This is a genomic window from Sporosarcina sp. SAFN-010 (assembly GCF_059415065.1).
The window spans coordinates 237,245-250,329 of record NZ_JBPFDS010000001.1 but is presented as its reverse complement, the minus strand read 5'-3'; the positions used below and the strand labels follow the sequence as shown (position 1 = coordinate 250,329).

The 13,085-nt window shown below is 39.9% G+C and carries 14 protein-coding genes and 1 pseudogene; 12 read left to right on the top strand and 3 right to left on the bottom strand.

The genetic code is table 11. The features are described from left to right. Window positions 1-6 precede the first annotated feature (6 nt). Window positions 7-1,446: an ATP-binding protein gene (locus ACR65F_RS01265; RefSeq protein ID WP_440502852.1), complete on the top strand. Its 1,440-nt coding sequence runs from the start codon at window positions 7-9 to the stop codon at window positions 1,444-1,446. Between the two features lie 91 nt (window positions 1,447-1,537). Next, window positions 1,538-1,990: a MarR family winged helix-turn-helix transcriptional regulator gene (locus ACR65F_RS01260; protein ID WP_039042044.1), complete on the top strand. Its 453-nt coding sequence runs from the start codon at window positions 1,538-1,540 to the stop codon at window positions 1,988-1,990. A gap of 35 nt (window positions 1,991-2,025) precedes the next feature. On the opposite strand, the gene ACR65F_RS01255 is transcribed toward ACR65F_RS01260, so the two are convergent. Next, window positions 2,026-2,757 (bottom strand): hypothetical protein, encoded by a 732-nt coding sequence (locus ACR65F_RS01255; RefSeq protein ID WP_440502850.1) that lies wholly within the window; start codon window positions 2,755-2,757, stop codon window positions 2,026-2,028. A 49-nt stretch (window positions 2,758-2,806) separates the two neighbouring features. Further along, complete coding sequence (locus ACR65F_RS01250; RefSeq protein WP_440502848.1) at window positions 2,807-3,046, bottom strand: YkvS family protein; 240 nt, start codon at window positions 3,044-3,046, stop codon at window positions 2,807-2,809. A 172-nt stretch (window positions 3,047-3,218) separates the two neighbouring features. On the opposite strand from ACR65F_RS01250, the gene ACR65F_RS01245 reads away from it, so the two are divergent. The 3 genes and pseudogenes from ACR65F_RS01245 to ACR65F_RS01235 form a co-directional block, all read left to right on the top strand. Further along, a complete protein-coding gene (locus ACR65F_RS01245) occupies window positions 3,219-3,428 on the top strand; it encodes an aspartyl-phosphate phosphatase Spo0E family protein (protein ID WP_039042042.1) in 210 nt (69 codons plus the stop codon). A 180-nt stretch (window positions 3,429-3,608) separates the two neighbouring features. Beyond that, window positions 3,609-4,469, top strand: a complete 861-nt coding sequence (locus ACR65F_RS01240; protein WP_440502846.1) for an NAD(P)-dependent oxidoreductase — start codon at window positions 3,609-3,611, stop codon at window positions 4,467-4,469. 335 nt (window positions 4,470-4,804) lie between these two features. Then, window positions 4,805-5,011: pseudogene (locus tag ACR65F_RS01235) on the top strand (transposase); the annotation flags it as partial. Between the two features lie 462 nt (window positions 5,012-5,473). Here the strand turns inward: ACR65F_RS01235 and ACR65F_RS01230 are convergent. Next, window positions 5,474-5,944, bottom strand: a complete 471-nt coding sequence (locus ACR65F_RS01230) for a YkyB family protein (protein WP_039044181.1) — start codon at window positions 5,942-5,944, stop codon at window positions 5,474-5,476. A gap of 210 nt (window positions 5,945-6,154) precedes the next feature. On the opposite strand from ACR65F_RS01230, the gene fadH reads away from it, so the two are divergent. The 7 genes from fadH to ACR65F_RS01195 all read left to right on the top strand — a co-directional run bounded on the left by fadH (window position 6,155) and on the right by ACR65F_RS01195 (window position 13,081). After that, window positions 6,155-6,913, top strand: coding sequence for a 2,4-dienoyl-CoA reductase (fadH, locus tag ACR65F_RS01225; protein WP_039044180.1), 759 nt, complete (start codon window positions 6,155-6,157; stop codon window positions 6,911-6,913). 79 nt (window positions 6,914-6,992) lie between these two features. After that, window positions 6,993-7,235: a hypothetical protein gene (locus ACR65F_RS01220; RefSeq protein ID WP_039044179.1), complete on the top strand. Its 243-nt coding sequence runs from the start codon at window positions 6,993-6,995 to the stop codon at window positions 7,233-7,235. 136 nt (window positions 7,236-7,371) lie between these two features. Beyond that, window positions 7,372-7,812, top strand: coding sequence for a cyclic-di-AMP-binding protein CbpB (cbpB, locus tag ACR65F_RS01215; protein WP_440502845.1), 441 nt, complete (start codon window positions 7,372-7,374; stop codon window positions 7,810-7,812). Window positions 7,813-7,941: 129 nt separating this feature from the next. Next, window positions 7,942-8,835, top strand: coding sequence for a transcriptional regulator CcpC (gene ccpC, locus ACR65F_RS01210; protein WP_440502844.1), 894 nt, complete (start codon window positions 7,942-7,944; stop codon window positions 8,833-8,835). A 76-nt stretch (window positions 8,836-8,911) separates the two neighbouring features. After that, window positions 8,912-11,305 (top strand): DUF8725 domain-containing protein, encoded by a 2,394-nt coding sequence (locus ACR65F_RS01205; protein WP_440502843.1) that lies wholly within the window; start codon window positions 8,912-8,914, stop codon window positions 11,303-11,305. Further along, window positions 11,302-12,252 carry an ABC transporter ATP-binding protein gene (locus tag ACR65F_RS01200; RefSeq protein ID WP_039044175.1) on the top strand — a complete coding sequence of 317 codons (951 nt, stop codon included), beginning with the start codon at window positions 11,302-11,304 and terminating at the stop codon, window positions 12,250-12,252. Before ACR65F_RS01205 ends, ACR65F_RS01200 begins: the two co-directional genes overlap by 4 nt. After that, the gene (locus ACR65F_RS01195; RefSeq protein WP_039044174.1) at window positions 12,233-13,081 is read left to right on the top strand and encodes an ABC transporter permease; all 849 of its coding nucleotides are present in this window, start codon (window positions 12,233-12,235) and stop codon (window positions 13,079-13,081) included. Before ACR65F_RS01200 ends, ACR65F_RS01195 begins: the two co-directional genes overlap by 20 nt. Window positions 13,082-13,085 lie beyond the last annotated feature (4 nt).

Here is a 13,085-nt window from a genome sequence, read left to right as displayed (position 1 = left end):
TATAGAATGCTTGAACAATTAGAAAATGTGAATAGTTATGGATCACTTTTCGTTACCGACAATCGTCACCCTTGTATTTTGGTCAGTATGGATGGTGTCATTGCTGAGGCAAATTTCTTATTTTGTAAAAAGTTTTCGTTGGGACAAAACGATAACTTTTTATCGTTACTTAAAAGAGATGGTTTACGCAGCTGGAATGACTTCAAGCAAGAATGCACTGAAACAAAAGAAATTATATTAGATGACCTCGCCTTGATTTCTGAAGGAAATGTTGAGTGTTTATGTAAAACAAATATATTTTATTCAAACCAAACACAGCAAGCTTTAGTTACTTTTGTGTTGCCATCAATTTGTACAGAACTACCAATAGCTGATTATTTAGGGTACTTTACGCATGCCTCAAGGTTAACGATGATTGTCAATCGTGAAGGGCACATTATTGATGTCAATAATCGAATTAGTGAATTATTTAACCTAACAAGGAATGCGGTTATTGGAAAACGTGCTCAATCGTTGTATAGAAAGTTCAACACGCAAAAGAGGAATGCAGAGGCCCAGTATGAGGCATATATAAAAACACTTCATACTATTGGAGAAGTCACCATCAAAGAACGATTTGAAGATGAACCGAATACGATTCAATTTTTTGAGATTCATGCCGTGTATAATAGCGATAGCGACTTGTATATCGTGGAAATACAAGATTGTACCGAGATTGAAATGCTTCGCAGAAAGCTGGATCATTCCGGATCCTTGTCAACAGTAGGACAAATGGCAGCAAGTATTGCACATGAAATCCGTAATCCGATGACGACGTTAAAAGGATTTGTGCAGTTGATGGAAGTGACTGCAACAGGAGATACAGCGAAATATTTGTCCGTCGTGGACGACGAGCTAAAACGTATGGAAGCCATTCTGAATGAAATGCTCATGTTATCGAAACCATCGGAAGAAAAAATTTCTGAGTTCTCTTTAGGAGTACTTATTACAAAAGTGCTAGAGATTATGAAGCCGAAAGCGATGTTTGAATCGATTCACATTGACTGGCAAGATGCGTCTTTTTGCAACTCGATGATCTATTCAAATGCGGATAAAATCAAACAAGTTCTTTTGAATGTTTTCAAAAATGCATTCGAGGCTATGGAACCAGGAGGAGTTTTGACCCTGAAACTTGAAAAGGCAGAAGGGACCTCATTTACACTTTCCGTTACAGATACAGGAAAAGGGATGACTCCTTTACAAATTAAAAATATATTCATGCCTTTTTTCACCTCTAAACCAGAAGGGACCGGTCTAGGACTACCATTCGTACTAAAGACAATGGAAGATTTAGGTGGAGCAGTAGCAGTTTCAAGTGTGGCGGGAAAAGGGACAACATTCACTTTGGTTTTTCCACAGCATTATTTGGAGAGTTGTGTAATAATCGATCAATCATCGGCTAATTAATAATTTATATTGGGTCAGTTTTGACGAATTGGTATTCAACCAATTATACTAATTTCGTAGATTAAATTGGAAAACAGCAGGTGAATATTTTATGGGGAAAGCAAACGAACGCGCACTAAAATTATTTGTAGTACTATCACGGGCAAATAAAGTGCTGCATGAAGAGACGAATCGACTAATCTCATCTAAAGGGTTGAATCCGACTGAGTTTGCGGTTCTCGAGTTGTTGTACCACAAAGGAAAACAGCCTATCCAAAAAATTGGGGAAAAGATTTTAATGCGTAGCGGTTCAATGACCTATGTCATTAATAAACTGGAGTCCAACGGTTACTTACAACGAGAAGTCAATTCTATCGACAAACGCGTAACGTATGTAGAAATTACTACACAAGGGGAACAGTTAATGGATGCATTGTTTCCAGGGCATGCAGAGAACATTACTAATTTACTCTCATCATTGACTAACGAGGAGCAAGAACAAGCGACAAGTTTGCTTCAAAAGTTAGGAGTATCCATTCGTGATTTGTCCTCAACAAAAAGCTGAACAGCAATTTGCTGTTCAGCTTTTTGTTATAGGTCTTATTTTGGTTGAATCGTTTCAGCCATTTTCAAATATTCTTCATAGTAGCTTTCATCGTTGTTATCATACATCATGACTTGAACGATTAGCTCTCCTTTTTGGAAGATCATTGCTGTAATGGGACCTTCAGCTGAAGCTACACGATACGCTTGTACTTTTTCTAGTTCTTTACTAGTTGGAAGTTGTGCTTCGTCTGTCAATGCAACAGGAGACGCATCTGCACTTGTAGCAGCGAGCGTTTCTGTCATATTTTCGACAGCTTTGTCTAAATCAGTTTCAGAAGCTTGCATAGTTTTGATAACCATATACTTATCTTCTTGTTCTTTTAAATAAAGAATGTCACGTCCAGGCTCTTCACTCGTCAATTCATAAGTAGGTAGCACTTGCATTTTAAAAGGTTGTTCATCGCTCTCTGTTTCTACAGCATCTGCTAACGTCGCAGAGCCATCTGTTTCACTACTGTCCGCTTCGGAATCTGAATCATCACTTGTTGAATCTTCTTCCGTCACTTCATCTTCGCTTGTAGCGTTCTCGTCAGTAGTCGTATCTGTTCCCTCTGCTCCACCAGATTCACCATCAGTAGATTCAGTTTCTTCTGTGCCGGTATCAGCAGCTTGTTCAGTATTTTCAATTGACTGCTTATCGTTGTCCTCCTCACTCGTATCTGTTCCACAAGCGGCTAATAATAATGAGGCAGACAATGCTGTGTAAAGTAATTTTTTGTTTTTCATACGGTTAACTCCTCCTTACTAAATGTGACGCAAATTCACAATAAAAGTTTCAATTTTCTTTTTTATGAAGGATGGTGTAGCGTTTATGGTTCACAACTGTTTTTTCTTCAAGACCAAGATCCTCGAAGTTCTCCATATACGTTAAGTTCACAATAACCGAGTTATCATTCACTTTTTCTACAATCCCCTGTAAACCATCTTTAAACTCAATAATGGACCCAACTTCTGCGATGTTCAACTCTTCCATTTCTTCCATCTGATTCAACTCCTTCTGTAACTGATTAATCATAGTATACTTAACAAAAGCAATACAGGTAAAGTATCACGAAATGAGAGAATGTACAAATTATTATTGTTTCGACAATTATTTGTCATGAATTGTCGAAAGGTTTTGACACAAAAAAATTGGCTATATGTTAATATATATTAAGCTTTGTAATTAATCGTCGGGAGGGCTGTCTATGGATAATCTGGAATACAAAATTGAATTTATTCGCAGGGAACTCTTGAAGACTGCAGAGGAAAAAGGGCTATCCTCCAATGAGACGGTCAAACTGAGCGTGGAATTGGATCACTTATTGAATGACTATTCATACGATGAAAAGAGCTCTGTTGCTAAAAATAGTAGTTTAGACAGAAAAATAAAAATAAAAAGTGAAAAATTTGGCTGAATGTGTTTAGAACTCTGACGAAGGGGGATACTACAATTGAACACAGCAACATTCTCATTTCCCCCTTTTGACGACGGTCCTTTCCCAGGGCCGTCTCTTTTTTGTTCTTAGCAAGAAATGCGGTGCATTTTAGAGTATTATTAGTATAGTGTCACTATTTTTTAAGGGGGGATTTAGAACATGAAAAATATTTCATTTATCGGAACGGGAGTAATGGGAGCTAGTATCGTCAATCATTTGCTTCAAGCTGGATATCCAGTAACTGTACATACACGTACGAAGGGAAAAGCAGACCCACTTATTGCTGCAGGTGCTAAATGGGCTTCTACTGTCGCTGAGGCTGTACAAAAAGCGGATCTCATCTTTACAATGGTTGGCATGCCTACTGACGTTGAAGAAATCTATCTAAATGTTGATGGTATCGTCGCTAACGGAAGAAGTGGACAAATTGTTGTGGATATGACGACCTCTAGTCCGGCACTTGCAAAAAAAATTGAAAAAGCAGCTATTGAAAAAGGAATGACATCACTCGACGCTCCTGTTTCTGGCGGAGACGTAGGAGCTAAAAATGGAACGCTCTCGATTATGTGTGGCGGAGACGAGACCGTATTTGAACAAGTCAAACCGATCTTTATGAAATTTGGAAGTCAAATTGTACTTCAAGGCAGTGCAGGAGCTGGACAACACACAAAAATGAGCAATCAGCTTGCTATTGCGACCAATATGATCGGTGTATGTGAAGCGCTTGTATATGCCAGAAAAGCAGGACTGGATCCAGATCGCGTTTTAGAGTCCATCTCTCCTGGCGCAGCAGGTTCTTGGTCGCTTTCAAATCTTGGACCTCGTATGCTTGCCGGCAATTTCGAGCCTGGTTTTTACACGAAGCATTTCCTTAAGGATTTGCGTATTGCACTCGATGAAGCGAAAGCCATGAATTTGGATCTTCCCGGGTTACAGCTAGCAATCCGTCTTTATGAGGACCTTATGGCTAAAGGATACGGTGACAAAGGTACACAAGTTCTCTACAAACATTATCAATGAAAAAAGGGACACGCCGATTTAGGCATGTCCCTCAGACTGTAGACAAACTCCAGAAATCATGGATTTGCCTACAGTCTTTTTCTTTTACAATAGGATTAACTATGAAAAGTTGATTTTCGCTGCGAGCGGACGCTTTCCGAGGGGCTTGCTCTCAGCCAATCGAACAACGAAGAGTTCGATTTGCCGTATTTTAGCGTACTTTGCTGAAATTAAGGCAGCACTCATCTCCCTCGCTTTGCTCAGTCCAGGGTCTTCGAGCTTCGCTTATCCCTCCGGAGTCGCCGCTCTCCGCTACAATCAACAGTATCTCCCAATTATCAAATGAAGTAATGGAAATGATGATGAAAAATCAAATCAAAGAACGGGAACAGATGGAGCTGCTAATAATCTAACAGTTAGTTCCGCGAGACCATCTGTTCCGTAAATTAGAGGTAGTAATTTATTTTCCCTTTATTTCTCCATTGGTTCGAGATTTATAATCACTATTTGGGAGACCTTGCATAGATCCTGTTGTTTTCAATAAAATGTCATTCATTCAATACTCTAAGGCATCTTAGGGTTGTCCATCGGATACCATGCATCTCCTAAGCATCGACAAAAACGAGTTCAACTGTCTCTTTACATTTTCATAGAATTCTTTGGTTTCATATCGGAGTCTCAAGACTTCTGCTACATCTAGTTATTCTTACCAGCTTGACATGGAGCACTCCGTTTGCATTCTTTGCTTGAATGATGTCAATGTGTCATAGGACATTCAGTTGATTGAAGTGCAGGACGGCGACTCCTGGGGATCAGCGCAGCGCGAAGACCCCGCAGGAGCGAAGCGACGAGGAGGCTGAGGGCAAGCCCCCGGAAAGCGCCCGTCCGGAACGGAGATCAACGGCCTGTTGTTATCCTTCATTTTCAGAGTCAACGATGCAAAAAGACAAAAGGGATGGAAATCAAATCGATTCCCATCCCTTTTGTCTACAGTCTGAGGGACACGCCGTTTAGGCATGTCCCTTTTATCTTTTTCCATCTAAATAGGAAGAACGGAAAACTTCTGTATTTGAAACCCGTCTAGTTTTTTTCTGTTGAGGTTTTTTAACTGAAGGTGTCGGTGCGCTCTCTTGCAGAATGCCCGTAAAATTGGTGAGCATATCACGAGCGGTCTTTAAACTCATTCGCTCTTGAGGATTCCTAAACTCCAAATCTTGCTCACCTAGATGTGGCAACTGTGCGAAGTCATCTTTTTCAGGGAGAGTGTGAAAGAGGAATTCCCCACAACGTACGAGGACAGTGGAATGCTGTTTGCTGTATTTTGGATTTTCTACAAAATGTAACCCAACTTTTTCGGCGCCACCTGTTTCAAGAAGTTTAGCGATTGCTACTTTCTTCAATTGGTAAAGTGGTCGATTATCCGGAGCTGTTTTTGCATGCCGGTTAACGGTATAGATTGCTACGGCTAGTTCCCGCAGTGAATTGGCGTCTGCCAATATATAGACCTCCCATCTAATTTTAGAAACATCAATTTGACAGTATTGTACTAGTAAAATAGAAATAAGTACACAAAAAGCGACAAAGTCTTTTAAACTTTTGGCGACAGGTTCTTCAAGAAAAAGTAGAATGAGGAGCGGATGAAAAATAATCAGAGTTGTGGTACAATTTGAATGAGTATTCATTCATTTTATAAGGGGGATGTAAGAATGGACGAGAAAAAGGTTATTATCGTTACAGGCGGGTCAAACGGGATGGGGAAATACATGGCAAAGAAATTTGCTCAAGACGGGGCAAATGTCATTATAACCGGAAGAGACTTGGAAAAGTTGAATGCTGCCAAAGAGGAAATTGGCGAAAATGCTTATACTTTTCAAATGGACGTACGTGAGATTGAAACAATCGAAGCACTTATACACTATGCAGACAAGACATTTGGGAAAATTGATGGTCTTGTCAATAATGCCGCAGGGAATTTCATCGTACAAGCAGAAGATCTATCTCCGAACGGATGGAAGTCAGTGATCGATATTGTTTTGAATGGAACTTTCTACTGTTCAAGTGCAGTGATGAACTACTGGAAAGAAAAAGGACAAAAAGGTGCAATATTAAATATGTTGGCAACGTATGCATGGGATGCAGGCCCAGGGGTAGTTCATTCTGCTGCAGCAAAAGCAGGAGTCATGTCTCTAACAAGAACGCTTGCTGTTGAATGGGGAAGGAAATATGGTGTGCGTGTTAACGGAATCGCACCTGGTCCTATTGAGCGTACAGGAGGAGCGGAAAAGTTATTCCAATCAGAGAAAGCAGCGCAGCGAACGATTCAATCCGTACCACTTGGACGTGTAGGTAAGCCCGAAGAAATCGCTGAACTCGCTGCCTTCATCATGTCTGACAAAGCTTCCTACATGAACGGAGAAATCGTGACATTAGATGGCGGTCAGTGGCTGAACCAATATCCTTTTTGATGGATAGTTTACCTCAAGATGCACATTCTAATCCAACAGGTAGCAGAAAAAAATAGTGGCCTGTTGAGGAGGGAAGAAATTGTTTGATATTTGGGCAATTCCAATTGGTGTTGTCGTTGCAGTAATGGTCATCATTGGAGTGTTGGCGGTTCGTAAAAAGCCTCATTATAATCCAGATGGTGTGCTCAACAGACAGGATCGAAGCGTGGCGGAGCCGATTGAAGACCACCCCTTCACGTTGAATCCCATTTTGTGGGTGATTCTCGTAGCTGCTCTATTTAGTGTAATCGTTATATTTTACTACTGGGCCTCTTTCTCATAAGGAAGAGGCTTTTTTGTTAAAAATGGAAAATATCTATACGAATCGTCCGGGACTTCTTCATTTTATAGCGAGCTCTATGATATAGTAGAAGTGCAGCTTAGCTTGAAGTAAATTGCTGCTGGAGGAGCGATTTAAATTGGTTGCTTTGAATAATAGTGACTTTTTAGTCATGCCAATATCCGACTATCTAATTTCTTCTGAGAAAGTTGCACATGTGCAGGTTGGAAATAATGCAGAGCACGCATTACTCGTACTTACAAAGACGGGGTATTCAGCAATTCCTGTACTTGACGCAAAGTATAAATTAAGAGGTTTGTTAGGCATTGGAATGATTACAGATGCAATATTAGGGTTAGAAAGAATCGAATATGAGCGGCTATCAGACCTAAAAGTGGATGAAATTATGCAAACCAATCTACCGATGATCAGGACGACAGACCGCTTTCAAAAGGGATTGGATTTACTCATTGACCACACGTTCTTATGCGTGACGGATGAAGAGGGTACCTTTGCTGGAATTTTAACGCGCCGTGTGATGCTTAAACAGTTTAAGAAGTATATATATAGCTCAAGATAAATTGTGCGCGCAGATAGTTATCTACAGAAAAGAAGAGGCTCTTACCAAAGAGCCTCTTCTTTTTTAGATAGAATGATAAGAAATTAGTTACGAAGCGATAGCTTCTTGAAAAGGATGTTGAACAACTATATGAATACAACTGAAATTATGAAAGTCTTAGCGGAAGAAGGGAATATGAGAAAAGCAGCAGACCGGTTATTCATCTCACAACCGGCGCTTTCTCAAAGGCTCCAGTCCATTGAAAAAGCTTGGGGAGCTAAATTATTTGTAAGATCGCAAAAAGGTCTTGTCCCAACAGCTGCAGGAGAACTCGTCATTGAGTTTGCGAAAGAAACCGTCCAGAGGAAAGAAGAAACCATCGAACAAATTGCCGGGCTTGCAGACAGAGTGCATGGAACACTAAAAATCGCATGTGCATCCATCGTTGGACAGACGTGGCTTCCAGAAGTACTTAAAGATTATGTGAAGCAATATCCAGACGCTAAAATTACACTGATGACTGGTTGGACGTCGGAAATATTGAAGGCACTATATGAAGGGGAAGCCCACGTTGGAATTGTCAGAGGGGAAGTAGAGTGGAACAGCAGACGTACCTATTTGTTCCGGGATCAGTTGTATTTAGTGGATAAAGAAATCACTTCACTAGAGCAATTGAAAGATACAGAACGCCCATATATTCAATTTAAAAGTGATTCAAATTATTATACGGAAATTCAACAATGGTGGCAAAAACATTTTTCGAAAAATCCAGGTAGACAATTAACAGTGGACCAGATGGAAACATGTCGACAACTCGTTTTAAATGGTATTGGGTATGCGATATTGCCTTCAATCACTTTACGTGGAGATGAGCAAGTGAATAAAATTCCATTGTTGAATAGTGAAGCGGAATTTGAATTGACGAGAGACACCTACTTAATTGGTTACCAATCTAGTTTTGAGTTGAAACAAGTAGAAGCTTTTTCAAAGGTGATAGAAGCCCATGCACTTCAATTGAAAAATGATTCTAGTTTACTTGAATGATGGAACTTTCTAGCAAGTAAAACGTACTAATTATCGATATGAGTAGAAAAATAATTCAGAAAGTGAGGCGGGCTATTTGAAAAAGTCGTTATGGAAGCCATTTACTATGTTAGTAGTTCTAGTCGGAATCATTATTCTATGGCCGATGACAAAAGCATTTGCTGCACCTGACTTGCATGTGTCCGTTCAAACTGGTCTAGACCAAAAAACTAAGGATGGAAAAGGTGCACCTATAGTTTTCACGATTGAAAACAAAGGAACTGCCTTTGCCGGAGACTTGATAGTCAATACTACAAGTCAAACGGGCGGAGTTGGTCAATCTATTGCAGTGAATATTGGAGAAGGAGAGAAGCAGACTGTAACGATGACTGTTGACTCCATTCAAGATCCAACAATGTATGGAAATCCCATTAAGAAAAATATTTATTTCTATGAAAATGGTTGGAGATCAGGTGATGAAATCACGCACTCCGGAACGCAACTCATTAAATCTACAACATTTCCTGAGCAAGTTTTATTCATTGCAGGACTAGCGGATAATATTGATCGGTTATCTTCTTTGAAAGATTTATATTTAAAAAACCAAGAAGGTACTCAACTTCTGAACTTAACAAAAGCAGACCAACCTCCTTTACCTGCTGAACAAGGCGGATGGGATGCAGTAGATATTATTGCTGTCGATGGTTTTTCCATCGCAGATCTTTCTCCAAAACAGCAAGATGCCATGTTGGAATGGGTAAAAGCAGGAGGGACTTTACTAATCGGAGGATCTCAGAACGTATCGGCTGAAGCAGGAGTATTCAGTTCACTGTTACCCCTTGAGATTAAAGAAAGTAAAGAGTTTGCCCCAGCTTTATTCAATGACAAATTCAAGGATCCTGTACCAGGGTTTTCAGCGAAGAAATCACCTGACGCAGCCATTCTATTACAGCAGGATGATACTATTCTAGCAGCCTCTCAACTTGTTGGCTCTGGAATGGTTCTCCAGACAACCTTTTCAATCGGTAACGAATCATTCAGGTCCTCCACAGGTGTGAAAGCATTTTGGACGGATCTATTGAACAAGAGTAACCAACTGTTGAAACAACGACCTTCTCAAATGTATTACACTCCTCCGACAGATGATCTGATGTTTACTGTCGGGGCAACAAACGAACTTTTTCCTTCTTTTAAAGTATCAACACCGTTATTGTTCGGCATTATCATTGTGTATATCATTTTAATTATTCCTCTACTATATTTCCTTTTGCGAAAAAGAGATAAGAGAGAGCATGCTTGGTGGATCATTCCTGTTGTCGCAGTGGTCGTCTCTTTTGCGATTTTTGCTTATGGAGGTAAGGATCGTTTAGGTAATGCACAGCTTCAACATTCCGCTGTCTATCTTGTGGAACCGGACAATAGATTATCGGGATATTACGCTGAATCCCTACTAACGGATAAATCAGGGAACTTCACTTTTTCAATGCAGAAACCGAGTACAGTCACTACAAATTCATCGGCAAATTCGATATTTGGAACTAGTCTACCATCCCATGATCACGCTATTTTAGAAAAGGGCGCGACTGAAGAAGTTTTATCGTTCAGAAATCTGGGATTTTGGAATGTCGCATCTATTTATGGGGAAACAGAACTTGGAGATGTGGGTAATTTTGATACTAATTTAGAGCTTGAAGATAAAAAATTGACGGGAACAATTACGAATAACTTTCCGTTTTCTGTGAAGGACGTTTCGATTTTATCTGGAAGTAAAACAATTAAACTGGGTTCGATAATGGCTGGAGAAACTTTAAAGGTCCAAGAAGATGTGAAAGTGAATGTACTTGGACCACGGAGTTCCTCTAGTTATGGATATATGAACCCTGTAGCAAACAATCAGGATGATTTGATAAAAATGAGAAAAGAAGGTCTCTTGAACTTTTCGTCTACTCATATGAATGAGTCATCTAAACCAATCTTATCAGCAACTACAGATACTCAAATTATGGAACTTTCACTAACAGAACGAAAAGCTGAAAACTCACCAATTTCTATGTTACTTCAGCCAATTGATATTAAAACTAAATTGTCCGGAACTGTAACTGTGGACAGTGATTTAATGGAAATGGAATTACTCTCATCCACTGGGAATTCTGCAGATTTAGTAGATGAAGTAAACAAAGAGTACATCTTTTCCGAAAACGAATATAGTCAGAAGTGGCAACTACCGAACGACTTTTCTCAGAAGGTGGACAACTGGACGAAGATTCAGCTGTTTGGCGTGGATCTTAATCGTTATGACGTAAGCATTCTCAATGTGAAAACAGAGAGTTATGAAGTATTGGAAGGAAAATCGTCGATAACAATGGAACCTGCAAGTGATTATGTATCGAAGGATGGAAACTTAACAATCAAGTTAAACTTCAATAATTCGCAAATGGGAGAATCTTCTCATCCACCGGAACTCCGTTTGACAGGGGAGGTTAAAAAATGATAGAAATCTCCAAGCTAACAAAAAAATATGGGCAATTTAAAGCGTTGGATGAGTTGACATTGTCACTCAAAGAGGGAACTGTTTTTGGGTTTGTTGGGGCGAATGGTGCGGGAAAGTCCACAACATTTCTCATTTTAGCTACGCTCTTACAGCCTACTTCAGGGTCTGTAACAATTAATGGAGTAGACGTTACAAAGAAGCCCGAAGAAATCCGGAAACTCATTGGCTACATGCCAGATTTTTTCGGGATATACGATCAGTTGAAAGCGCATGAGTATTTAGATTTCTATGGGGCTAGCTATGGGATTCCAGTGGAAAAAAGAAATCAACTGATTACGGAACTACTGGAACTCGTCAACTTAACGGACAAACGAAATGCATATGTAGACTCTCTTTCCAGAGGGATGAAGCAAAGACTCTGTCTGGCGAGAAGTCTCATTCATGATCCGAAAGTTCTTATTTTAGATGAACCTGCATCTGGGCTCGATCCTAGAGCGCGTGTAGAAATGCGAGACATTCTACGTTCACTGAAAAGTTTAGGGAAGACGATTCTAATCTCGTCTCATATTTTACCCGAACTCGCGGAAATGTGTGATGAAATTGGAGTAATTGATAACGGCAAACTGATTGCACATGGATCGGTTTCGGAAATCCAGGCCAAGCTTCTAGGGGATAAAACAATTACGACCCGAATTTCAGGGGATAGTGGTTCTGCAGTAGCATTTTTTGAAGAAAGTCCGTTTGTTTCAGCAATTTCTCATGATATACATGAAGGTGTGCTGTCGTTCACATTCAAAGGGGACGATGAGCAGCAGTTTCATTTGCTGAAAGAAGCTGTGCTATCAGGAATTCATATCGTATCATTTACAGAAAACTCTGTTGACCTGGAAGATGTGTTCATGGAGATTACGAAGGGAGTAGAGCTTATTGAAAAGCAGACTAAATAATCCTGTTCTCGCTAAAGAAGTAAAGCTCCGGTTCCGAAGCTCCAAAAGCTTTACAGGAGTCCTGTTCTATTTGCTAGCCATGTGTATCTTTGTTTTTGGATTTATCTACACTACGACTAGTCTCGCGGGTACTGCCTATTTTAAGCCGTCTGAAAGTGTCATTCTATTTACATTTTTAACATTTATCCAATTGGGGCTAGTCCTTTTCATAACTCCTGGTTTGACGGCTGGAACTATTAGTGGGGAACGTGAAAGGCAAACGTTACCCATGCTGTTAACGACTTCCCAAAGTTCGTTCCAAATCGTTACAGGAAAGCTGTTGTCGTCTGTCTTATTTTTATTGTTACTCATCATTGCTGGGTTACCTGTATATAGTATGGTGTTTTTGTTCGGTGGAATTTCCCCTGTGTTGTTTGTAAAATCACTGTTCTTTTTATTTGTGACATTGCTTGCAATTGGGAGTCTTGGTGTTTTGTTTTCAACGTTGATACGCAGAACTACGGTTTCAATGATTGTAACGTATGGGAGTATGTTGTTTTTCACAGCAGTCATTCCATTTTTGTTTCTCATTATCATACAGGTGAAACAGTTTGGGACTATGGGTATGACGCCATCCAAAACTTACGTAGGTCATTTCCTAGCATCCATAAATCCTGAAATCTTTTTCGCTTCCTTGCTAGCGCCAGAGCTTGGAATGAGTGTTCAAGAGATGACGCAAGTAACATTTCCATTGTGGATTGGTTATTTACTTTTTTATGGAGTGATAACGATTGGATCCATCTGGATTGCGACAAAACGATTGAGAGTAAACATGAAAAAACATAAATAGGGAG